The sequence below is a fragment of the Burkholderia sp. Ap-955 genome, assembly GCF_011753045.1.
Taxonomy (GTDB): Bacteria; Pseudomonadota; Gammaproteobacteria; order Burkholderiales; family Burkholderiaceae; genus Burkholderia; species Burkholderia lata_D.
On the sequence record NZ_VWWH01000006.1, the window covers coordinates 114,160 to 135,691 of the forward strand.

At 66.6% G+C, this 21,532-nt stretch carries 20 protein-coding genes and 1 tRNA gene; 13 read left to right on the forward strand and 8 right to left on the reverse strand.

All coding sequences use genetic code 11. The features are described 5' to 3' along the window. The first annotated feature begins 55 nt into the window (after nt 1-55). Entirely contained in the window at nt 56-1,201 is a 1,146-nt protein-coding gene (locus tag F3J15_RS05815; protein WP_166888638.1) for a glycerate kinase, read from the forward strand. 62 nt (nt 1,202-1,263) lie between these two features. After that, complete coding sequence (locus F3J15_RS05820) at nt 1,264-1,713, forward strand: MarR family transcriptional regulator (protein WP_166888641.1); 450 nt, start codon at nt 1,264-1,266, stop codon at nt 1,711-1,713. 273 nt (nt 1,714-1,986) lie between these two features. Here F3J15_RS05820 and F3J15_RS05825 read toward each other — a convergent pair whose 3' ends face one another. After that, nucleotides 1,987-2,985, reverse strand: a complete 999-nt coding sequence (locus tag F3J15_RS05825; protein ID WP_166888644.1) for a 2-dehydropantoate 2-reductase — start codon at nt 2,983-2,985, stop codon at nt 1,987-1,989. 222 nt (nt 2,986-3,207) lie between these two features. Here F3J15_RS05825 and F3J15_RS05830 point away from each other — a divergent pair, with 222 nt between their 5' ends. Further along, on the forward strand, nt 3,208-3,444 hold the full coding sequence (locus F3J15_RS05830) for a hypothetical protein (RefSeq protein WP_089445820.1): 237 nt from the start codon (nt 3,208-3,210) through the stop codon (nt 3,442-3,444). A 102-nt stretch (nt 3,445-3,546) separates the two neighbouring features. On the opposite strand, the gene F3J15_RS05835 is transcribed toward F3J15_RS05830, so the two are convergent. After that, nucleotides 3,547-3,840, reverse strand: a complete 294-nt coding sequence (locus F3J15_RS05835; protein WP_166888647.1) for a hypothetical protein — start codon at nt 3,838-3,840, stop codon at nt 3,547-3,549. Nucleotides 3,841-4,422: 582 nt separating this feature from the next. On the opposite strand from F3J15_RS05835, the gene F3J15_RS05840 reads away from it, so the two are divergent. Beyond that, nucleotides 4,423-5,187 (forward strand): fimbrial protein, encoded by a 765-nt coding sequence (locus F3J15_RS05840; RefSeq protein ID WP_166888650.1) that lies wholly within the window; start codon nt 4,423-4,425, stop codon nt 5,185-5,187. A gap of 273 nt (nt 5,188-5,460) precedes the next feature. On the opposite strand, the gene F3J15_RS05845 is transcribed toward F3J15_RS05840, so the two are convergent. After that, nucleotides 5,461-5,547, reverse strand: a tRNA-Leu gene (locus F3J15_RS05845). 237 nt (nt 5,548-5,784) lie between these two features. On the opposite strand from F3J15_RS05845, the gene hpnD reads away from it, so the two are divergent. After that, on the forward strand, nt 5,785-6,618 hold the full coding sequence (gene hpnD, locus F3J15_RS05850) for a presqualene diphosphate synthase HpnD (RefSeq protein ID WP_166888653.1): 834 nt from the start codon (nt 5,785-5,787) through the stop codon (nt 6,616-6,618). Between the two features lie 10 nt (nt 6,619-6,628). Here the strand turns inward: hpnD and F3J15_RS05855 are convergent, their stop codons facing one another. The 3 genes from F3J15_RS05855 to F3J15_RS05865 all read right to left on the reverse strand — a co-directional run bounded on the left by F3J15_RS05855 (nt 6,629) and on the right by F3J15_RS05865 (nt 9,830). Next, nucleotides 6,629-7,849, reverse strand: coding sequence for a DUF1501 domain-containing protein (locus tag F3J15_RS05855; RefSeq protein WP_166888656.1), 1,221 nt, complete (start codon nt 7,847-7,849; stop codon nt 6,629-6,631). A 67-nt stretch (nt 7,850-7,916) separates the two neighbouring features. Continuing rightward, the gene (locus tag F3J15_RS05860; RefSeq protein WP_166888659.1) at nt 7,917-9,419 is read right to left on the reverse strand and encodes a DUF1800 domain-containing protein; all 1,503 of its coding nucleotides are present in this window, start codon (nt 9,417-9,419) and stop codon (nt 7,917-7,919) included. A 132-nt stretch (nt 9,420-9,551) separates the two neighbouring features. Further along, a complete protein-coding gene (locus F3J15_RS05865) occupies nt 9,552-9,830 on the reverse strand; it encodes a hypothetical protein (protein ID WP_011352385.1) in 279 nt (92 codons plus the stop codon). Between the two features lie 267 nt (nt 9,831-10,097). Here F3J15_RS05865 and ompR point away from each other — a divergent pair, with 267 nt between their 5' ends. The 4 genes from ompR (at nt 10,098) to F3J15_RS05885 (ending at nt 13,567) form a co-directional block, all read left to right on the forward strand. Further along, on the forward strand, nt 10,098-10,823 hold the full coding sequence (ompR, locus tag F3J15_RS05870; protein WP_004199523.1) for a two-component system response regulator OmpR: 726 nt from the start codon (nt 10,098-10,100) through the stop codon (nt 10,821-10,823). 40 nt (nt 10,824-10,863) lie between these two features. Beyond that, entirely contained in the window at nt 10,864-12,225 is a 1,362-nt protein-coding gene (locus tag F3J15_RS05875) for an ATP-binding protein (RefSeq protein WP_069248226.1), read from the forward strand. Nucleotides 12,226-12,414: 189 nt separating this feature from the next. Further along, complete coding sequence (locus F3J15_RS05880) at nt 12,415-12,963, forward strand: peroxiredoxin (protein WP_006478563.1); 549 nt, start codon at nt 12,415-12,417, stop codon at nt 12,961-12,963. 76 nt (nt 12,964-13,039) lie between these two features. Then, entirely contained in the window at nt 13,040-13,567 is a 528-nt protein-coding gene (locus F3J15_RS05885; RefSeq protein WP_011352388.1) for a carboxymuconolactone decarboxylase family protein, read from the forward strand. 134 nt (nt 13,568-13,701) lie between these two features. On the opposite strand, the gene ispF is transcribed toward F3J15_RS05885, so the two are convergent. Together ispF and ispD are read right to left on the reverse strand one after the other, a co-directional pair. Then, nucleotides 13,702-14,187, reverse strand: coding sequence for a 2-C-methyl-D-erythritol 2,4-cyclodiphosphate synthase (gene ispF, locus F3J15_RS05890; protein WP_021160386.1), 486 nt, complete (start codon nt 14,185-14,187; stop codon nt 13,702-13,704). 28 nt (nt 14,188-14,215) lie between these two features. Further along, complete coding sequence (gene ispD, locus F3J15_RS05895; protein WP_166888662.1) at nt 14,216-14,926, reverse strand: 2-C-methyl-D-erythritol 4-phosphate cytidylyltransferase; 711 nt, start codon at nt 14,924-14,926, stop codon at nt 14,216-14,218. 107 nt (nt 14,927-15,033) lie between these two features. On the opposite strand from ispD, the gene mfd reads away from it, so the two are divergent. The 4 genes from mfd to F3J15_RS05915 all read left to right on the forward strand — a co-directional run bounded on the left by mfd (nt 15,034) and on the right by F3J15_RS05915 (nt 21,487). Continuing rightward, complete coding sequence (mfd, locus tag F3J15_RS05900; RefSeq protein WP_166888665.1) at nt 15,034-18,504, forward strand: transcription-repair coupling factor; 3,471 nt, start codon at nt 15,034-15,036, stop codon at nt 18,502-18,504. A gap of 105 nt (nt 18,505-18,609) precedes the next feature. After that, nucleotides 18,610-19,830 (forward strand): acetylornithine deacetylase, encoded by a 1,221-nt coding sequence (gene argE / locus F3J15_RS05905; RefSeq protein ID WP_089484130.1) that lies wholly within the window; start codon nt 18,610-18,612, stop codon nt 19,828-19,830. 60 nt (nt 19,831-19,890) lie between these two features. Continuing rightward, nucleotides 19,891-20,910, forward strand: coding sequence for a threonine/serine dehydratase (locus F3J15_RS05910; RefSeq protein WP_046545939.1), 1,020 nt, complete (start codon nt 19,891-19,893; stop codon nt 20,908-20,910). Nucleotides 20,911-21,055: 145 nt separating this feature from the next. Continuing rightward, nucleotides 21,056-21,487: a DUF3574 domain-containing protein gene (locus tag F3J15_RS05915; RefSeq protein WP_166888668.1), complete on the forward strand. Its 432-nt coding sequence runs from the start codon at nt 21,056-21,058 to the stop codon at nt 21,485-21,487. Nucleotides 21,488-21,532: the final 45 nt, after the last annotated feature.

The following is a 21,532-nucleotide window of genomic DNA, read 5'->3' on the forward strand; positions in this document are numbered from 1 at the left end:
GCCGCCGTCGCGGCCCCATTCATTCCTCACACCAATCACGCCTTCCGGAGACACCATGCCGCAACACCCGTCCGCGCCTGTCGTCGTCATCGCGCCCGATTCGTTCAAAGGCTCGCTTTCAGCCGAGCAGGTCGCGGATGCGATCGCCACCGGCATCCGCCGCGCCCGGCCCGATGCGGTCGTGCGCTGCTGCCCGATGGCCGATGGCGGCGAAGGCACGCTCGACGCGATGCTGGCGGGCGGCGGTACGCGGCGCGCGCTGCGGGTGGCCGGCGCGTCGCTCGCGGCACGCGACGCGGCGGTCGGCGTGATCGATGCGCGCACCGCGATCGTCGAGACGGCCGAGATCGTCGGCATCACGGATCCGGTCGGCATGAGCGTGCCGGTCGACGCGCGCAGCACGCGCGGAATGGGCGAGGCGATCCGCACGCTGCTCGACGAAGGCGTGCGCCGCTTTTTCGTCGCGCTCGGCGGCAGCAGCACCAACGATGCGGGCGCCGGGCTGCTCGCCGGCCTCGGCATGCAGTGCTTCGACGCAGGCGGCCAGCCGGTCGAACCGGTGCCGTCGCGGCTCGCCGACATCGCGCGCATCGACGCGTCGGGGCTCGACCCGCGCCTGACGGAAACCGAATTCATCGGCATGTCGGACGTCGACAACCCGCTGACGGGCGCGCACGGCGCGACCGCCGTGTTCGGCCCGCAAAAAGGCGTAACGCCCGAGCAAGTTGCGACCCTCGACGCCGCCCTTGCCCGCTTCGCCGACCTGCTCGAAGCCGCGCTCGACCGCCGTGGCCGCGACCTGCCGGGCGCCGGTGCCGCGGGTGGCCTCGGTTTCGCGCTGCATATGCTCGGCGCGCAGTTCGAAGCGGGCGCCGAAGTAGTCGCGCGGCAAGTCGGCCTCGACGCGGCGCTCGCCGGCGCCGACTGGCTGATCACCGGCGAAGGCCGCTCCGACGTGCAGACGCTGCACGGCAAGGCGCCGTTCATCGCGTGCCGCCACGCACAGGCCGCGGGCGTGCCCGCGTCGCTGCTGTCCGGCGCGGTCGACCCGGCCGCGCTGCCGCGCCTGTCCGAACATTTTTCCGGCTGCTTCTCGCCGGCTCCCGGGCCGATCACGCTCGACGTCGCGATCCGCGACGCGGCCAATCTGCTCGCGAACGAAGCGGAGCAATTGACGCGCCTGAAATACGGCGCACACTGACCGTTGACCCGAGCGCGCGATACAGGAACAATCGGGCCCGCCCTTTTTCTTCAGGATTCGACATGAAAGGCCGTCAAGCCGGGCTCGATCAGTTTCTGACCTATCGCCTCCACGCGCTCACGAAGCGCTCCGACCGCGGGATCGGCGAGGTGTACCGGCACAAGCTCGACATCTCGCTGCCCGAGGCGCGCGTGATCGCCGCCGTCGGCGCCTTCGGCCCGTTCTCGATCATGGATCTCGCGCGCCACACCAACCTCGACAAGAGCCAGGCGAGCCGGGCGGCCGAGGCGCTGCTGCGCCAGGGGCTGCTCGCACGCAGTGCAAGCGAGGAGGACGGCCGGATCGTGCTGATCGCGCTGACCGCCGACGGCCGCGCGCTGCATCGCAAGATCATGCCGATCGTGCGCAAGTGGAACGACGGCCTGCTCGCGTGCCTGTCCGACGGCGAACGTCAGACGTTCGAGCGGCTGCTCGACAAGATTGTCGCGCACGCGATCGAACGGGACGAGTGAGTCGCACGGCGGATGCAACCCGTGCCACGTCCGCGTTTCAACGGAGTGGCGCCCGTGCCGGCATGCGCCGGAATCGCGGTGGCGGCCGCCGGAGTCCGTCGCGGCGCGCATCGACACTCGTTGCTTTGTTCCTATGAATCCGCGGGCCGTCGAGTCGCGTGAGCGCATCGGTGGCGGCCCGGCTTCCCGTTCCCGCTCCCGCACACGCACCGAACGTCGGCTCATCGTTCATCATCACGGCTCACGGGCTATCGCCGCCGCGATCCCCGTCCGCTATAGCCCGCTGTTCGCCGCGCGCTGACGCAGCAGCCCCAGCACCGCGTCGCAATACGGCGTCGGCACGTCGAGCTTGCGTCCCAGCTCCGGAAACACGCCGAGGATCGGACCGATCTCGAGCGGTCGTCCGGCCTCGAAATCCTGCAGCATCGACGTCTTGAACGCGCCGAGCCTGCGCGTCACGGCGATCCGCTCCGGCCCGCTCATCCCCGTTGCGAGACCCAGCTTCGCACCGATCGCGGCCGCCTCCTCCATCATCCGCAATGCGAGGTCCTGCGTGAACGGATCGTCGAGCAGTTGCTCGGCGGTCGAACCCGTCAGCGCGCTCAACGGATTCATGTTCATGTTGCCCCACAGCTTCGCCCAGATCTCGGTGCGGATCACCGGCGTCAATTCGACGTCGAAGCCGCCCGCGGCAAGCGCCGACGCGAACCGTGCGGCCGGCGCGTCGAGCCGCGTATCAGGCGAGCCAATGATCAGCCGGTTGCCGCGGCCGCGGCGCACGATACCCGGCGCATCGGTGCTCGACGACAGGTGCACGACGCAGCCGATCGCCTGCGCGGGCGGCAGCGCCGCCGACACCGCGCCGGCCGGGTCGACCGCGTCGAGCGGCACGCCGTCGATCGGGCCCGCGAGCCCGTGCGTGAACCACCACGGCAGCCCGTTCATCGCGGCGACGATCACCGTGTCGGGCCCGACCAGCGGCGCGATGCGCGTGGCCAGCGCCGGCAGCGCCTGCGCCTTCAGCGCGATCACCACGTAGTCCTGCACACCGAGCACGGCCGCGTCGTCGCTCGCACGCACCTGGACCGACGATACGGCGCCCGCCTCGTCGACCACGCGCACGCCGTGCGCGTTCAGCGCATCGAGCGTCGCACCGCGCGCGTAGGCGCTCACGGTCATGCCGGCCCGCGACAGCGCAGCCGCGAGCAATCCGCCGATCGCGCCGACACCGACCACCGCCGCACGCACCGACCCTGAATTCGTGTCGTTCATGATGGCATTCCGTCTTATTGGAGCTGCCGAGCATAACGCCCAATGGTTGCGGATACAACCATTGCCGCACTAGCCGCCCGGCGCCCCGGCTTGCGCGCGCGGCTGCACGACGCCACGGCTCGCCGCCGATCCCGCCGAGCACGCCGGCCCTTGCGCGATCCGCCCAAATGCGGTCTCCTGCTCCTATGTCCGTTCGAGCAGGCCCGAAGCCGCCCTTTCCCGATGAAATCGTCCCCGCACGATGACAAGAACGCCGATGCCACCCCGGCGCGCCGCCAGCCTTCGAAGCGAATCCAGAATCTCATCGCCGTGCTGGCCGGCCTCATTACGTTCGCAATCGGTGCGGCGTGGGTGATCCATAGCTGGATCGTCGATCGCGAAGCGCAGTATTTCGCGATTCCGCTGGTGTTTTCGGTACCGGTGATCGTGGCGGTAGCGATTCGGAGTTTCTGGGACTAAGCGCGCCTGAAACGACGAAGCGCCGCGGTCGGGCGACGCGCGGCGCTTGTTGTCGAACTGGTCAGGTGAAGCGGCGATCCGTGCGGTTCGCCCGCGAGCCGATCACAGACCCGGGCGGGCACACGGATTGGGGGCTGCGCCCTGATATCCGCCAATGGCGAGGCCTAGCGCGGAGCCGGCCAGCGACGTGCCGACCGCTTTCAGCACGGTTTCGGTCGACAGCGGCTCACCGCCCGACATCACCCGCCCCGAGTAAGCCGAGCACGCCGACGACGGCCCGGCCAACTGCACCGGCCTGGCGCTCCAGGCGATGTTGTCGGCAGGCGTCGACGCCAATACCGGCGCAGCCAACATCAGCGCCAGAACGGGAATCGGCATGCGGGTGGCGCTCTTCATCGGTGGCCTCGTGGAATGTGCTTCTTGCATGGAAGTGGTCAATATTACACGCGTCCGATCTTGATGAACCGCCGTTGAATTCAACATATCAATCGACCGGCATTCACTCAATCGAGCATGGATCGCCCTTGAGGCGAATACCCATTCATCGTCGTAACTGTCAAACGTCTGATGCATGGCGCCCCCCCCGCCGACTGCGCATAGACACAAAAAACGAATAATTTTTCGTACTTGTCCCAAACAATAGGAGTCGGAGTTTATCTATAATAAACGGTGAAATTTAAATATAAATTATTACCAACCAATATCCTGGTTAAAAGAATCATGCAATAGCTCGCCCTTCACAAAATGAATATGATCTCACCCATCAAAGTCACGCTATTAGCCATAACGATCCTTGCTTCAAGTTATTCGTGGGCAGACTGCTACTTCGTAGACCCATCCAACAACCGCCTTCCCAGCCCTCTCTCTCCGGCCCTAAACGTGAGCGAGCGGTTGATACCGCGCGACAAGGCCGTCGGAAGTACGGATACGGCGTACGCTCACGGGTGGGATACGATTTTCACGTACTGCACTTCGGTAATGTCAGCACAAACAACAGCCGAAATCAGCAACGGGAAACTCGTGCCCGGCTATACAAACGTATACGAAACCGGCATACCGGGAATCGGTATTCAGTTCCGTGCTGCGGTTCCCGGCTTCAGCAACACCCAGCTCGCCCCATTCAGTATGTCGGCCAGTCCGGACGCCCTAATCGCAAGGGTCTTCAACGCCGGCGTCACGCTTGTCGTGACCGGCCCCATTCAATCCGGAACGGCCGACGGAAGCACCCTTCCCACCATGACCTGGCGAGTCACACAGGGCGGGGCCAGAACAAGTTACGTCCTGCGGGTCAATGGCATCCTGTCCGTGAAAGGCCAGACATGCAAGGTCTCGGACTCATCGATCAACGTCCCGATGCCACAGGTAATGGCCAAGGAGTTGAACAAAGTCGGAGCAACGGCAGGAGACACGAAATTCTCCATCGATCTGAATTCGTGCTCGCCCGGCCTGGGTGTTTACGTGACCCTGACGGATGTCTCGAATCCGGGAAATAGATCGAATATCGTGTCCCTGACCAAATCATCGACCGCACAGGGGATCGGCTACCAAGTCCTCCGTAACTCGGCCCCGGTCAATTTCGGCCCCGACGCCGCAACCGCCGGCAACCCGAATCAGTGGAGCGCCGGCCAGGCATCCGGAAACAGCTTCAGCATTCCGCTAGTCGCGAGATATCTGCGCACGTCGGATGCGATGCAGCCGGGATCGGTAAATGGGCAACTCTCGTTCACGATGTCGTATCAATGATCTCGCACATCGAATGCATACGCGACGTGCATCGCGCCAAGCGGCTAAACCCAGCCCCGTCCACGAACAGGGGCAGCGTATTCGCGTAGCGTGATCAAACCGGGATGAATATTTGCGGTTGCACGTCCGGCGAATCAGCGAACAGGCCGGGTTCGTGCAGGGGGCAGAGGGTAGCCGGCACGTTGCCGGCTATCGACAAAAAACAACCGTGCCTGGATCGACCACCTTGCAATCGCTCTTAGGGGTAGCCGCGACGGGTGCGTTACTGAACTGTGGTGCGTGAGGCCGGACTCGAACCGGCACACCCTTGCGGGCGTCAGGACCTAAACCTGGTGCGTCTACCAATTTCGCCACTCACGCGCATTTCTGTTGCCTGATCACGCGGCACGAAAGATGCGTTGCCACGCGTGCCGGACATCGCGCCGTCTTGTATCCGGCACGCCCGATCAGGCGAGCGCGAGATTCTACCCGATCCGTGCGGGCTTGTCTCGCCCTTGCCGGCACCCGTCGTGCAGCGATGCTAGAATGCCGCGCTCGACGTTTCGGCACCGCGCCGCCGCGCGTCCCCCGAACCCGCCTCCCCACACGATTCCGCCCATGAACTTCGACGACTACTGTCAGCAAAAGGCCGCCCCCGCGGGCTCCAGCGTCTACTACGCGCTGCGCCAGGCGCCGCTCGCCACGCAACCGCGCCTGACCGCCCTGTTCGCGCTGCGCCGCGAACTCGAGGAAACCGTCAAGGAAACCAGCGACCCGACCATCGGACACACGAAGCTCGCGTGGTGGCACAAGGAACTCGCGGCGCTGGTCGACGGGCAGCCGTCGCACCCGGTCACGAAGGCGCTTGCGCAGCATCATCCGGCGATCGCCGCCGAGGCCGATGCATTGCGCACGCTCGTCAACGGTTACGGGATGGATCTCGAACAGGCGCGCTACCTCGATTTTGCGAACCTGCAGCGCTATATCGCGCAAGTCGGCGGCGTCTTCGCGTCGCTGGTCGCGCGCGCCAGCGCCGCGAACCCGGCCGACCCGCAACCGTGGGCCGCGGACGCCGGCCGCGCGCTGATGCTCGCGCAATTCGTGCAGGACCTCGGCAACGATGCGCGCCACGGCCGCATCTACCTGCCGATCGACGAACTGCAGCGCTACAACGTCACCGCGGCCGATCTGCTGAACCGCCGCTACAGCCCGGCCTTCACCGAATTGCTGCAATTCCAGACAGCCCGCGCGCGCGAAGCGCTCGTGGCCGCCGAAGCAGCGATCCCCGCATCCGAACGCCGCGCGCAGCGCACGCTGCGCGCGCAGATCGCACTGACCGGCTCACTGCTCGATGAAATCGAGCGCGACGGCTACCAGGTACTGCACCAGCGCATCGCGCTGACGCCGATCCGCAAGCTGTGGATCGCGTGGCGCGCTGCACGCCGGCGTTGACCCTCGCGCCTCACGCCTTCAACAACGGCAGCGTATCGAAGCGCTGCTGCAGCACGCGGGTCGCGTCGAGCCCCCACCACGGCCCGAGCACGGTCGCGTAGAGCTGGCGGAAATCGACCGCGACCGGCAGGTTGCCGTTGCCGTCGAGCCGCCCGAGCGCCGGCGGCGCACCGTATAGCCCGCCAGCCACGCGGCCGCCCATCACGAAATGCGGCGCGGCCGTGCCGTGATCGGTGCCGTTGCTCTGGTTCTCGCGCACGCGCCGGCCGAATTCCGCATACGTCATCACGAGCGTCTGGTTCCAGCGCCCGAGCTCGATCAACGCGCCGCGCATCGCGCTCATCCCTTCCGCGAACTGCTTGAGCAGCGCAGCCTGCTGCCCCGGCTGGTTCTGGTGCGTATCGAAGCCGTTGAGCGTCAGGCGCAGCACCGCGACACCATCCTGCGCACCCGGCCCGGACGCTTCGCACGCGGCCAGCACCTGCATCGCGGTCTTGACCGACGTGCCGAACGCGCCGGCCGGAAAGGCCGTCCGGAATTCACGCATCCCGCCGCGCGGACGCAGCCGGTCGGCCGCCTTCACGATGTCGTTCTCGACGTCGATGATGTGTGCGAGCGCGGGGTTCTGTTCGCGCAGCGACGAAGGCTCGGCAAGCCGGGCCGCACGAATGAACTGCGCGGGATTGACGAGCGCGATCGCACGCGCACCGTTCGAGAGCGGCCCCATCTCGGCGCTGCCGAGCACGACGCCGTCGGCCGCGAAACCGGGCGGCACGGGCGCCTGCGCGAACGTGCGCGTCAGCCAGCCTTCGTGCAGATATTGATCCGAGCGCGACGCGGTATCCCAGATCTCGATCGAGCGGAAATGCGACAGGTTCGGCTGCGGATAGCCGACGCCCTGTACGACCGCGACCTGCCCGTCGCGCCATAGCGACATCAACGGCGCAAGCGACGGATGCAGCCCCGTGTGCGCGTCGAGTTGCAGCACCTGCTCGCGCTTGATGCCGATGCCGCGGCGGAACTGGTAATACAGCGGGTCCGCATATGGCACCACCGTGTTGAGGCCGTCGTTGCCGCCCTTCAGCTCGACGAGGATCAGCACGTTCGCGTACCCGGCCGCCGATGGGCGCCTCGTCTGCGCCACGGAAGCCGCCATCGCAGGGGCCTGCCACATCGACACGCCGGCCGCGGCCGCGGCGCCCGTCAGCGTCAGAAAATCACGTCGGTTCATCGCGCATCCTTTGGTTCGCCGCCCGGCACCTTTGCCGCACCGGCTCCCCGCTTCATCGTCGTTCGAATCATTTCAGTTGGTAGGCCGGATCCATCAGCAGCGCCTCGAGATACGCACTGCCGGTCGAATCCGTGTCGATCGCCGCGACCGGCGACAACTGCAGCACCGCATGTTGCAGCTGAAGCTCGGTCGACAAACCGGCGATCGCCTGCGGCCGCGCGCGATATTGCGCAAGCCAGCGTTCGAGGTCGAATCGCAGGCCGGCGCGCGCGGGCTTGGCAGGCGTTCCGTGCATGCCGGCTGCGGATGCCGTCTCGACTACCGGCATCGCGTGCGCACGGGCATTCGTCGGCGGCGCCATCGCATGCGCCGGCGGGTGCATGCCGGCCGTCTCCGTCGCGCGGAACAGTTGCTCGACGAACTGCTTGCGCGCGAGCAGCGTGGTGCTGTTGATCCACAGCGCGCCGCCCGGCCAGCCCTTCACGTTCGGCGGATAGAACAGGTTCTGCCCGAGCGTGCGCACGGTGTTCGCCAGCATCTGTGGATCGCCGTATGACACGTCGAACAACCGCACCGATCCGACGACGAATTCCGCCGGCGACTTGACGAGCACGCCGCGGTTGCGAGGATCCCAGAAGGCGTCGGTCGACCACAGCGCGGCGAGCGCCGTGCGAATGTCGTAGCCGCTCGAGCGAAACCGCTCGGCCACCGCATCGAGCGCGCCCGGATCGGGCGTATCCGACACGAACTCGCGCCACAGCTTGGCGGCGATGAAACGTGCGGTGCCGGGCCGCTTCAGCAGGATGTCGAGAAAGCCGTCGCCATCGAACGGCCCCGTTTCGCCGAGGATCGTCTTGTCGCCGGCGTCGTGCCAATCCTGCCGCACCTCGAAGCGATACGTATCGGGATCGACCGTCCAGCCCGTCATCGCACGCGCGGCTTCGGTCACGTCGTATTGCGTGTAATGCCCTTCGCCGAGCGTGAACAGCTCCATCACCTCGCGCGCGAAATTCTCGTTCGGACGCCCCTTGCGATTGCTCGCGCCATCGAGGTACTGCAGCATCGCCGGATCCTTCGCGACCGCATGCAGCAGCACGCCGAAGTTGCCGAGCGCCTCGCGGCGAAACAGCGCGTTCTGCGCCGCCATCGTCTGCGGGTACGGCACCTTGTCCTGCCCCGACGTGAAATGCCCGTGCCAGAACAGCGTCATGCGCTCGGTGAGCGGCGACGGCGTGACGATCATCTCGTTGACCCACGCCGCGCGCAGCGCATCGTACCGAACGTTGCGCTCGCGCTGCTCGTCGCGCCGCATGTCGGGCGTCAGCGCCTGGCGCTGCGCGCGCGTCGGCGGCAACTCGGCGATCCAGTCGGGCCAGGTCGTAACGGGGTCGCGGCGAACGTTGCCGAGCGTGTCGGCCACGACCTGCGCGCGCGTCATGCCGACGACGCGCGCAACGTCGGCGGGCGCGGGAGAAAAACCGGTGCGACTCAGGAAAAACAATGCATCGTCGGCGTCGAGCGGCGACTGCATGGCGGGCGACGGCGCCGGTGCGGCAGCGTTCGCTTTCATCGTCATGGACTCCCGGAGCGCACCGGCGGTGCGGATGCCGGTACAACGGCAATCGACAGGCGAAAGTTGACGGAAAAATTGCTACGAATCTTTTCCACGCGAAGTATTTCGCGGAGGGCGAAAGACGGCGTGTCAGCGCTTGTACAGCTCGCGAACGGCGTCTTCGATGTGCTGGCGCAAAAGGTGGCGTTCCTCGGGCGTCATGTGCCCGTCGCGGCGGCGCTGTTCGAGATCGGGAGGCACGGCGGAACGGACCGTCATCTCGGCGGTGCGATCGGACTGCGGCGCTTTGCCGCGCGGCAGCTTGCGCGACGATGCGCCCTGCTCGGGGCGCTGCGCATACGCGAAGTTCGACGCATACGGACCGGCAAGCGCGATCGTCAGCATCAGTGCAATCCGGGCAGATCGCATGACCGTCCTCGCTTCTTTGGTCGATTTGTTCCCTTCGTCACGCGGCAACCGGCTACCTCTGGTACTTGAAAAACCCTGCGGAATTCGGGTGTGCAAAGATGAATGATGGAGTGCAGGGGAGTATCTACCGAATTTCGGCTTCGAGTAAAGGAATCTCTATAGCCTGCCTTTACTCGGCGCGACACTACGGGTAAATTTTGTAACCGACTGTAACGCCCGAAAATACACGGCCGTGCGCCAATTCCCATTCGCGATAAGATGCCGATCATGGAAACGAAAAACCCCTCCAAGATTCTCGTCGTCGACGACGACCCGCGCCTGCGCGATCTGCTGCGCCGCTATCTCGGCGAGCAGGGTTTCAATGTCTACGTCGCGGAAAACGCGACCGCAATGAACAAGCTCTGGGTACGCGAGCGTTTCGACCTGCTCGTGCTCGACCTGATGCTTCCGGGCGAAGACGGCCTGTCGATCTGCCGCCGCCTGCGCGGCAGCAACGACCGCACGCCGATCATCATGCTCACCGCGAAGGGCGAGGATGTGGATCGCATCGTCGGCCTCGAGATGGGCGCCGACGATTACCTGCCGAAGCCGTTCAACCCGCGCGAACTCGTTGCGCGCATTCATGCGGTGCTGCGCCGCCAGGCGCCGGCCGAACTGCCGGGCGCGCCGTCGGAAACCACCGAGGTGTTCGAGTTCGGCGAGTTCTCGCTGAACCTCGCGACGCGCACGCTGACGAAGTCCGGCCAGGAAATTCCGCTCACCACCGGCGAGTTCTCGGTGCTGAAGGTGTTCGCGCGTCACCCGCGCCAGCCGCTGTCGCGCGAGAAGCTGATGGAGCTCGCGCGCGGCCGTGAATACGAAGTGTTCGACCGCAGCCTCGACGTGCAGATCTCGCGCCTGCGCAAGCTGATCGAACCGGATCCGGGCAGCCCGCGTTTCATCCAGACCGTCTGGGGCCTCGGCTACGTGTTCATCCCGGACGGCGCCGCCTGATCTTTTTCCTTTCCGGTTTCGCCCGCCCACGGCCCGTCCCATGCGTATCGACCGGCGCCTCCTTCAGCTCGCGTTCGGCGGGCTGTTCTGGCGCACCTTCCTGCTGATCGCGCTGCTGATCTCGGTCAGTCTCGCCGCGTGGTTCCAGAGCTTTCGCGTGATCGAGCGCGAGCCGCGTGCGCAGCGCGTGGCTCTCCAGCTCGTCGCGGTCGTGAAGCTCACGCGCACCGCCCTGCTCTATTCCGATCCCGATTTGCGGCGCGCGCTGCTGCAGGATCTCGAGAGCAACGAGGGCGTGCGCGTTTACCCGCGCGAGAAGACCGACAAGTTCAAGCTGCAGCCCGACGAATCGCTGAACCGCCTGATCGAACACGACATCCGCAGCCGCCTCGGCGACGATACCGTGATCGCGCAGTCGGTCAACGACATTCCCGGCGTGTGGATCAGCTTCAAGATCGACGACGACGATTACTGGGTCGCGCTCGACCGCGACCAGCTCGACAACGTCACGGGCCTGCAGTGGGCCGGCTGGGGGCTGTTCGCGCTCGCGTTGTCGCTGTTCGGCTCCGCGTTCATCACCAGCCTGGTGAACCGGCCGTTCTCGCGACTCGCGCTGGCCGCGCGGCAGATCGGCTCGGGCCAGACACCCGAGCTGCTGCCCGAGCGCGGGATGGGCGTCGCGGCCGAGACCAATCGCAGCTTCAACCAGATGGTGCGCGACCTCGAGCAGCTCGAGGCCGACCGCGCGCTGATGCTCGCGGGCATCTCGCACGACCTGCGCACCCCGCTCGCGCGGCTGCGGCTCGAAACCGAGATGAGCCCGTCCGACCAGGCGACCAAGGATGCGATGGTCGACGACATCGAGCAGATGGACCGCATCATCGCGGCCTTCATCGACTACGCACGCCCGTCGCAACGCAAGCCGGAGCCCGTCGACCTGTCGTCGATCGCGCAGGAAGTCGCCGCCCGCGTGTCGGGCGAGGATGGCGTCGAGATCCGCACGCGGCTCGCGCCGAGCGCGGTGATCGAAGCCGACGAGACCGACATGCGCCGCGTGATCGGCAACCTCGTCGAGAACGCGCGCAAGTATGGCCAGAGCAAGCAGGACGGCGTGTCGCGCATCACGCTCGAGACACGCGTGTCGCACGCGCGCGTCGAACTGTCGGTGAGCGACGAAGGCCCCGGCATCCCCGAGGATCAGCTGCCGCTCGTGATGCGGCCGTTCTACCGCGTCGACACCGCGCGCACCAAGGCGGACGGCACGGGCCTCGGGATGGCGATCGTGCTGCGCCTCGTCGGCCGCTATCGCGGCGCGCTGCGCCTGCGCAACCGCAACCCGGAAGCGGGCCTCGAAGTCACGCTCGAATTCCCCGGCGCCGGCAAGGCGCGTGCGACTGCGTGACGCGCTCGCGCACGCTTCTTGCGCTGCACACTATCGATCCGGTTGAAAAAAGCTATGAAGATCGTTAGTCAAAATCTATTGAAGTAAATAGCTAATAGTGTTATAGTTTTACCCATGCTGTCACATCATCGTTGCAGCACCGAGGTAGCTTGACTCAGTCTTCTTCCCAACTCATACAGGAGTATCCGCATGAAAACCGTGGGCGATAAACTCGAAGCTTTCACCGTCGTAGCCGCGAAGCCGGGCTTCAACAATCACGAGGAAAACGGCCAGTCGGCGTTCGAGACCGTCACCGAAGCGTCGTTCCCGGGCAAGTGGAAGATCATCTACTTCTATCCGAAGGATTTCACGTTCGTGTGCCCGACGGAAATCGTCGAATTCGCGAAGCTCACGAAGCAGTTCGAAGAGCGCGATGCCGTCCTGCTCGGCGGCAGCTCGGACAACGAATTCGTCAAGCTCGCATGGCGCCGTGAGCACAAGGACCTCGACAAGCTGAACCACTACTCGTTCGGCGACGTCAAGGGCGAGCTGATCGACCAGCTCGGCGTGCGCGACAAGGAAGCCGGCGTGGCCCTGCGCGCGACGTTCATCGTCGATCCGGACAACACGATCCAGCACGTTTCGGTGAACAACCTGAACGTCGGCCGCAGCCCGGAAGAAGTCCTGCGGATTCTGGACGGCCTGCAAACGGACGAACTGTGCCCGTGCAACCGTGCAGTCGGCGGCGCAACGCTGTAAGCGCATCGATGCACGAAGCCCGCGGCGCACGTCCTGCCTGCGGGCTTTTTTAACGGCCAACCCATAGGAGATATCAATGGAATTCATCGATTCGATTAAGGCGCGTATTCCCGACTACGCGAAGGACATTCGCCTGAACCTCGACGGCACGATCTCGCGCTCGTCGCTCGAAGGCACCGACGCGGTCGGCGTCGCGCTGGCGGCGGCCATCGCGGCGAAGAGCACGGTGCTCATCAAGACGATCCGCGAAGCCGGCGTCCTGTCGCCCGAAGAGACGAACGCCGTGCTGACGGCGGCCGCGCTGATGGGGATGAACAACACCTGGTATCCGTATGTCGAGATGGCCGACGATGCCGACCTGAAGACGCAACGCGCCGAGCTGCGGATGGGCGCGTATGCGACGCACGGTGGCGTCGACAAGCGCAAGTTCGAGATGTACGCGCTCGCCGCGTCGATCGTCGGCAAGTGCCACTTCTGCGTGAAGTCGCACTATGCGCTGCTGAAGAACGAGCAAGGAATGACCGTCACGCAGCTGCGCGACGTCGGCCGTATCGCGTCGGTGATCAACGCCGCCGCGCAAGTGATCGCCGCAGAAGGCGAATAAGCGGTTGCGCCACCCGGCCGGCAGTCGCGCCGGCCCGGTCGCCGCGCCAAACGAAAATGCCACGCATCCGCGTGGCATTTTTCATTTCCGCCGCGCGGCGCGGCGGGCGAACCGCGCGCCGCCGCAGCCGGGCATCAGCCGCCCTGCTTCACCAGCAGCGCGGCAGCCTGCGCCTCGATCCCCTCGCCGCGGCCGAGATAGCCGAGCTTCTCGTTGGTCTTCGCCTTCACGTTCACGCGATCGAGCGGCAGCCCGAGATCGGCCGCGATGTTCGCGCGCATCCCGTCGATATGCGGCGCCAGCTTCGGCGCCTGGGCGATCACGGTGCTGTCGACGTTCTGGATCGTGAAACCGGCCGCCTTGATGCGTGCGGCGCACTCGCGCAGCAGCACGCGGCTGTCGGCGCCCTTGAACGCCGCGTCCGTGTCGGAGAAGTGACGGCCGATGTCGCCGAGCGCCGCCGCGCCGAACAGCGCGTCGGTGATCGCGTGCAGCAGCACGTCCGCGTCCGAGTGGCCGAGCAGGCCGCGTTCGTACGGAATCGTCACGCCGCCGATGATGAGGGGGCGCCCCTCGACGAGCTGGTGCACGTCGTAGCCTTGTCCGATTCTGAAATCCATGCGTATTCCGATTGTGAGGGGGTGAAAGTCAGGAAGCGTTCGTGGAGCGCGCGAGGATCGCTTCCGCGAGCGCGAAATCTTCCGGGTACGTGACCTTGAAGTTGCGCAGGCTACCCTGCACGACGCGTGGCGTATGGCCGGCCCATTCGATCGCGCTCGCTTCATCGGTCAGGTCGTGCCCTTCGCGCTGCGCGCGCAGGATCGCGTCGCGCAGCATGCCGATGCGGAACATCTGCGGCGTCTGCGCCTGCCACAGCGCGTCGCGCGACTCGGTGCGCGCGATCGCGTCGCCGCCGGCCGGCACGCGCTTGAGCGTATCGGCCACCGGCAGCGCGACGATGCCGCCGACCGGATCGTCCTTCAGCGTCGCGACGAGCGTGCGAATCAGCTCCGGCGTGATGCCCGGGCGCGCGGCGTCGTGCACCAGCACCCAGTCGTGGTCGGTCGCGCCGAATTCGGCCAGTTCGAGCAGCCCGTTCAATACCGACGCCTGGCGCGAGCCGCCGCCGCAGCGGCGCACCGCGAAGCGCAGGCCCGCGAAGCGGCGCGCGTCGAAGTGGGAATCGTCGGGCGCGAGGACGACGAGCGTCTGCGCGAATTCGCTGCACGCGTCGAACGCGGCAAGCGTGTAATGCAGCAGCGCGCGGCCGGCCAGCGTGCGGTATTGCTTCGGCACGGCCGAGCCGGAACGGCTGCCGGTGCCGGCACAGGGAATCAGGGCGAAAAGTCGGGGAGTCACGAAAGGAAACGCCGGAAAGATGAAATCGAGAAGCGGATTTTATAATAGGTCTTTCGTCTCGACCGGCGCACCGCGATGCGCCCGTGCACGCCACCCCTGTCGTCCCTATGCCAGATAACGCTTCCACCCCGTCCGCCTCGCCCGTTGCCCGCGTCAAGCCCGGCCAGCGCTTCGCCTTCGACGGCGCGCACGGCTCCGCCGACGCGCTCGCCATCGCCCGTTATCTCGCCGACAACCGCCAGGACGTGCCGCTCCTCGCGGTGATCTGCGCGAACGCGGTCGACGCGCAGCGGCTCTCGCAGGAAATCCGCTACTTCTCGCCCGACGCGCGCGTGCGCCTGCTGCCGGACTGGGAAACGCTGCCGTACGACACGTTCTCGCCGCACCAGGATCTCGTGTCCGAGCGTCTCGCGACGCTGCATGACCTCGGCGAGGGCCGCTGCGACATCCTGCTCGTGCCCGCGACCACCGCGCTGTACCGGATGCCACCCGCGTCGTTCATGGCCGCGTACACGTTCGCATTCGCGCAGGGCGAGCGGCTCGACGAGGCAAAGCTGAAGGCGCAGCTCACGCTGGCCGGCTACGAGCACGTGAGCCAGGTCGTGCGGCCCGGCGAATACTGCGTGCGCGGCTCGCTGATCGACCTGTACCCGATGGGCTCGCCGCTGCCGTACCGGATCGACCTGTTCGACGACCAGGTCGACTCGATCCGCGCGTTCGACCCCGACACGCAGCGCAGCCTCTACCCAGTGCGCGACGTGCGCCTCCTGCCCGGTCGCGAGTTTCCGTTCGACGAAGCCGCACGCACGGCCTTCCGCAGCCGCTGGCGCGAAACCTTCGAAGGCGACCCGAGCCGCGCGCCGATCTACAAGGACATCGGCAACGGCGTGCCGTCGGCCGGCATCGAGTACTACCTGCCGCTGTTCTTCGACGAGACGGCCACGCTGTTCCACTACCTGCCGCAGGACGCGCACCTCGTGTTCACCGGCGATCTCGAAGCGTCGATCCGCCGCTTCACGGCCGATACGAAGCAGCGCCATGCGTTCCTCGCGCACGATCGCGAGCGGCCGATCCTCGAGCCGCAGCGCCTGTTCCTGTCCGACGAGGACTTCTTCGCGTTCGCGAAGCCGTTCGCGCGCGTCGTGCTGCCCGCGCAGCCGGCCGGCGGCTGGGCGACGGCGCTGCCCGAGCTCACCGTCGATCGCCATGCCGACGATCCGCTCGCGTCGCTGCGCACGTTCGTCGAATCGTCGGGCAAGCGCGTGCTGCTGACCGTCGAATCGGCCGGCCGCCGCGAAACGATCCTGCAGCTGCTCGCCGAACACCATCTGCGCCCCGCGTCGAACGACCACTTCGCCGGCTGGCTCGAGAGCGACGCACGCTTCGCGCTCGGCGTCGCGCCGCTCGCCAACGGCTTCGCGGTGCCGGGCGAAGGCTATGCGGTCGTCACCGAAACCGAGCTGTACGGCGCGCTCGGCCGCCGCGCGGGCCGCCGCCGGCAGGAACAGGCGAGCAACGTCGACGCGATGGTGCGCGACCTGTCGGAGCTGAAGGTGGGCGACCCGGTCGTCCACGCGCAGCACGGCATCGGCCGCTACATGGGCCTCGTGTCGATGGATCTCGGCGAAGGCGAGACCGAATTCCTGCATCTCGAATACTCGGGCGACAGCAAGCTCTACGTGCCCGTCGCGCAACTGCACGTGATCTCGCGCTACAGCGGCGCCGATCCCGACAGCGCGCCGCTGCACGCGCTCGGCTCCGGCCAGTGGGAGCGCGCGAAGCGCAAGGCCGCGCAGCAGATCCGCGATACGGCCGCCGAACTGCTGAACCTGTACGCGCGCCGCGCGGCCCGCGAAGGCCACGCGTTCTCGCTCGATCCGCGCGACTACGTGAAGTTCGCGGAAAGCTTCGGCTTCGAGGAAACGCCCGACCAGGCGGCCGCCATCGCGGCCGTGATCGGCGACATGACGAGCGGCAAGCCGATGGACCGCCTCGTGTGCGGCGACGTCGGCTTCGGCAAGACCGAGGTCGCGCTGCGTGCCGCGTTCATCGCGGTGCTGGGCGGCAAGCAGGTCGCGCTGCTGTCGCCGACCACGCTGCTCGCCGAGCAGCACACGCAGACCTTCGCCGATCGCTTCGCGGACTGGCCGGTGCGCATCGTCGAGCTGTCGCGTTTCAAGACCACGAAGGAAGTCAACGCAGCGATCGCGCAGATCAACGAAGGCAGCGTCGACATCGTAATCGGCACGCACAAGCTGCTGTCGTCGGATGTGCAGTTCAAGCGCCTCGGCCTCGTGATCATCGACGAGGAACACCGCTTCGGCGTGCGTCAGAAGGAAGCGCTGAAGGCGCTGCGCGCGGAAGTCGACGTGCTGACGCTCACCGCGACGCCGATCCCGCGTACGCTCGGGATGGCGCTCGAAGGGCTGCGCGATTTCTCGGTCATTGCGACCGCGCCGCAGAAGCGGCTCGCGATCAAGACCTTCGTGCGCCGCGAGGAAGAAAGCGTGATCCGCGAGGCGATGCTGCGCGAGCTGAAGCGCGGCGGCCAGGTGTACTTCCTGCACAACGAGGTCGAGACGATCGAGAACCGCAAGGCGATGCTCGAGGCGCTCGTGCCCGAAGCACGCATCGTGATCGCGCACGGCCAGATGCACGAACGCGAACTCGAAAGGGTGATGCGCGATTTCGTCGCGCAGCGCGCGAACGTGCTGCTCTGCACGACCATCATCGAGACCGGTATCGACGTGCCGAGCGCGAACACGATCATCATGCACCGCGCGGACAAGTTCGGCCTCGCGCAGCTTCACCAGCTGCGTGGCCGCGTCGGCCGCTCGCACCACCAGGCGTATGCGTACCTGCTGGTGCACGATCCGCAGGCGCTGACCAAGCAGGCACAGCGCCGGCTGGAAGCGATCCAGCAGATGGAGGAACTGGGCTCCGGCTTCTATCTCGCGATGCACGACCTCGAGATCCGCGGCACCGGCGAAGTGCTCGGCGACAAGCAGTCCGGCGAAATCCACGAGATCGGCTTCCAGCTCTATACGGACATGCTGAACGACGCGGTGAAGGCGCTGAAGAACGGCAAGGAGCCCGACCTCACCGCCCCGCTCGCCGCGACGACGGAAATCAACCTGCATGCGCCGGCGATCCTGCCGGCCGACTACTGCGCGGACGTGCAGGAGCGGCTGTCGCTGTACAAGCGTCTCGCGAACTGCGAGCACGGCGACGCGATCGACGGCATCCAGGAAGAACTGATCGACCGCTTCGGCAAGCTGCCGCCGCAGGCGCACGCGCTCGTCGAGACACACCGGCTGCGGATCGCCGCGAAACCGCTCGGCATCGTGAAGATCGATGCGAGCGAGGTGGCGATCGGGCTGCAGTTCGAGCCGAGTCCGCCGATCGATCCGATGCGGATCATCGAGATGGTGCAGAAGCACCGGCACATCAAGCTCGCGGGCCAGGACAAGCTGCGCATCGAGACGCGCTCGCCCGATCTCGCGATCCGCGTGTCGACGATCAAGGAAACGCTGCGCGCGCTCGGCCCGAAACAGGGGGCGGCCGTCGCGGCCCGCTGACGCAATCCTGACGGGCGCGACGTTGCTGCACCGCATCGCGCCCGACGAAGGCGGGCCGACGCGTTTTTGAGTATGATTTTCCCATTCATCAGACGGAGTTTTGCCATGTCCACTCTCGACGCGACAGCGCCTTCCGCCGCAACTCCGGGCGAAGCGTCGCTCGTCAGCCTGCCCTGGATCAAGCAACTCGTGTCGATGGACACCACGAGCCGCGTGCCCAATCTCGGCCTGATCGAAACGGTGCGCGACGCGCTCGCCGCGAAAGGCATCGCATCGACGATCACGCACGATCCGCGTGAAGGCTGGGCGAACCTGTTCGCGACCGTGCCCGCGCACGACGGCTCGACGAACGGCGGCATCGTGCTGTCGGGGCATACCGACGTCGTGCCGGTCGATGGCCAGCAATGGGACAGCAACCCGTTCGCGCCGGAAATCCGCGACGGCCGCCTGTACGGCCGCGGCACCTGCGACATGAAGGGCTTCATCGGCGCGGCCCTCGCGCTGCTGCCCGAGATGCAGGCGACGAAGCTCGCGAAGCCGATCCATTTCGCGCTGTCCTATGACGAGGAAATCGGCTGTGCCGGCGCGCCACTGATGATTGCGGATCTGGTCAAGCGCGGCGTGCAGCCGTCCGGCTGCATCGTCGGCGAGCCGACCAGCATGCGGCCGATCATCGCGCACAAGGGCATCAACGCGTACCGCTGCTGCGTGCGCGGCCACGCCGCGCATTCGTCGCTGACGCCGAAGGGGCTGAACGCGATCGAGTATGCGGCGCGCCTCATCTGCCACATCCGCGACATCGCCGAGCGCTTTCGCGCCGAAGGCCCGTTCGACGAACTGTACGACGTGCCGTTCACGACCGCGCAGACGAGCACGATCCAGGGCGGCAACGCGATCAACACGGTGCCGGCCGAATGCCGCTTCGACTTCGAGTTCCGCAACCTGCCGACGCTCGATCCCGAGCAGATCTTCACCCGCATCGAAGCGTATGCGCAGGAAACGCTGCTGCCGCAGATGCTGCGCGAGCATCCGAATGCCGCGATCGAGTTCTCGAAGATCGCCGCGGCGCCCGGCCTCGACGCGACCGAACAGGCCGCGATCACGCAGCTCGTGCGCGCGCTGACGGCCGACCAGGACAAGCGCAAGGTCGCGTACGGTACCGAAGCCGGTTTGTTCGAACGAGCGGGCATCCCGAGCGTCGTGTGCGGGCCCGGCAACATCGAGCAGGCGCACAAGCCGAACGAATATGTCGAGCTCGCGCAACTCGCCGGCTGCGAGCAGTTCCTGCGCAAGTTCATCCGCAGCATGTCGGTCGACGCACACTGACTGCCTCCCGCCACGCCGGCCCGCGTGTGCGGGCCGGCCCACTCCGCCACCCGCCACGTCATGTCGACTGAACAACAGGGCACCGCCCATACGACGATCGACGGCGAGCCGATCCCGACGCTCGACGAAATCGCCGCGCAGCATTTCGCGCTGTCGCCGTGGGTCGCGCGCACGCCCGTGTTCGAACGCGCCGACCTGCCGTCCCTCGAGGGCACGCACGTCAACTTCAAGTTCGAGCTGCTGCAGGTCAGCGGCAGCTTCAAGGCGCGCGGCGCATTCACGCACCTGCTCGCGCTCGACGAGGCGCGCAAGAACGCCGGCGTCACCTGCGTGTCGGCCGGCAATCACGCGGCGGCCGTCGCGTACGCGGCGATGCGGCTCGGCAGCAGCGCCAAGGTCGTGATGTTCCATACCGCAAGTCCGTCACGCATCGCGCAGTGCAAGCAGTACCGCGCGGAAGTCGTGCTGGCCGGCAGCGCATCGCAGGCATTCGATCTGGTCCGGCGGATCGAGGCCGAGGAAGGCCGCTTCTTCATCCATCCGTTCAACGGCTATCACACGATCCTCGGCACCGCGACGCTCGGCTACGAATGGGCGACCCAGACGCCCGACCTCGACGCGGTGATCGTGCCGATCGGCGGCGGCGGGCTCGCGGCCGGCATGGCGACCGCGCTGCGGCTCGCGAACCCGCGCGTACACGTGTACGGCGTCGAGCCGGAAGGCGCCGACGCGATGAGCCGCAGCTTCGCGGCGAATCACACGATCAAGATGAGCGCGATGCAGACGATCGCCGATTCGCTGATGGCGCCGCATACCGAGGAATACAGCTACCAGCTGTGCCGGCGCCACGTCGACCGCATCGTCACCGTGTCCGACGACGCGCTGCGGGCCGCGATGCTGTTCCTGTTCTCGCAACTGAAACTGTCGGTCGAACCGGCATGCGCGGCCGCGCTGGCCGCCCTGCTCGGCCCGCTGCGCGAAACGCTGCAGGGCAAGCGGGTCGGCGTGCTGCTGTCGGGCACCAATACCGACCCCGCCACGCTCGGCATGCATCTCGCGCACGCGAAACTGCAGCACTGACCCCACCTCGGGCACACGTGAACGAACCTAGGGTTATCCCCAGATAATGTTGACAGCCCTGTTGATAACCCGCCGGACAAGCACGCAAGTGGTTGAGCGCGCAGCGTTTTGCGCGCGCGGAGGTCGATCGTCACGAAATGGGCAGATGCGGTCGCTGGCCGCATGCGTCATGGCGATCGCACTGCTCGCCGGTTGCGCGGCACCGCGCTCGCCCGTCGCCGGCGCGCCGTCGGCCTGCACGCAGCCGGGCGAAAACTCCATGCTGCAGGCCGACCTGCTGTTCGGGCGCGACATCACGGGGCGCGGCCCCGTCACCGATGCGGAGCGCGCGGCATTCCTCGCCGACACGGTCACACCACGGTTCCCCGACGGCCTCACCTACTGGGACACGCACGGCCAGTGGCGCGACCGGGCAAGCGGCGGGACCACGCGCGAAGACAGCTTCGTGATCCGTATCATCGCCGACGATACGCCCGACACGCGTACGCGGCTCGCCGCGATCCGGCAAACGTACATGCAACGCTTCCATCAGCAATCGGTCGGCATGACGGTCGTGCCGGCCTGCGCATCGTTCTGATTTCCCCTTCTCCATCTGCCGGCAATCCGCGCAAAAAAAAACGGG

Coding starts and splice junctions, on each gene's coding strand:
- F3J15_RS05815 (WP_166888638.1), top strand. CDS start 56: ATGCCGCAACACCCGTCCGCGCCTGTCGTCGTCATCGCGCCCGATTCG.
- F3J15_RS05820 (WP_166888641.1), top strand. CDS start 1,264: ATGAAAGGCCGTCAAGCCGGGCTCGATCAGTTTCTGACCTATCGCCTC.
- F3J15_RS05825 (WP_166888644.1), bottom strand. CDS start 2,985: ATGAACGACACGAATTCAGGGTCGGTGCGTGCGGCGGTGGTCGGTGTC.
- F3J15_RS05830 (WP_089445820.1), top strand. CDS start 3,208: ATGAAATCGTCCCCGCACGATGACAAGAACGCCGATGCCACCCCGGCG.
- F3J15_RS05835 (WP_166888647.1), bottom strand. CDS start 3,840: ATGAAGAGCGCCACCCGCATGCCGATTCCCGTTCTGGCGCTGATGTTG.
- F3J15_RS05840 (WP_166888650.1), top strand. CDS start 4,423: ATGTCAGCACAAACAACAGCCGAAATCAGCAACGGGAAACTCGTGCCC.
- hpnD (WP_166888653.1), top strand. CDS start 5,785: ATGAACTTCGACGACTACTGTCAGCAAAAGGCCGCCCCCGCGGGCTCC.
- F3J15_RS05855 (WP_166888656.1), bottom strand. CDS start 7,849: ATGAACCGACGTGATTTTCTGACGCTGACGGGCGCCGCGGCCGCGGCC.
- F3J15_RS05860 (WP_166888659.1), bottom strand. CDS start 9,419: ATGAAAGCGAACGCTGCCGCACCGGCGCCGTCGCCCGCCATGCAGTCG.
- F3J15_RS05865 (WP_011352385.1), bottom strand. CDS start 9,830: ATGCGATCTGCCCGGATTGCACTGATGCTGACGATCGCGCTTGCCGGT.
- ompR (WP_004199523.1), top strand. CDS start 10,098: ATGGAAACGAAAAACCCCTCCAAGATTCTCGTCGTCGACGACGACCCG.
- F3J15_RS05875 (WP_069248226.1), top strand. CDS start 10,864: ATGCGTATCGACCGGCGCCTCCTTCAGCTCGCGTTCGGCGGGCTGTTC.
- F3J15_RS05880 (WP_006478563.1), top strand. CDS start 12,415: ATGAAAACCGTGGGCGATAAACTCGAAGCTTTCACCGTCGTAGCCGCG.
- F3J15_RS05885 (WP_011352388.1), top strand. CDS start 13,040: ATGGAATTCATCGATTCGATTAAGGCGCGTATTCCCGACTACGCGAAG.
- ispF (WP_021160386.1), bottom strand. CDS start 14,187: ATGGATTTCAGAATCGGACAAGGCTACGACGTGCACCAGCTCGTCGAG.
- mfd (WP_166888665.1), top strand. CDS start 15,034: ATGCCAGATAACGCTTCCACCCCGTCCGCCTCGCCCGTTGCCCGCGTC.
- argE (WP_089484130.1), top strand. CDS start 18,610: ATGTCCACTCTCGACGCGACAGCGCCTTCCGCCGCAACTCCGGGCGAA.
- F3J15_RS05910 (WP_046545939.1), top strand. CDS start 19,891: ATGTCGACTGAACAACAGGGCACCGCCCATACGACGATCGACGGCGAG.
- F3J15_RS05915 (WP_166888668.1), top strand. CDS start 21,056: ATGCGGTCGCTGGCCGCATGCGTCATGGCGATCGCACTGCTCGCCGGT.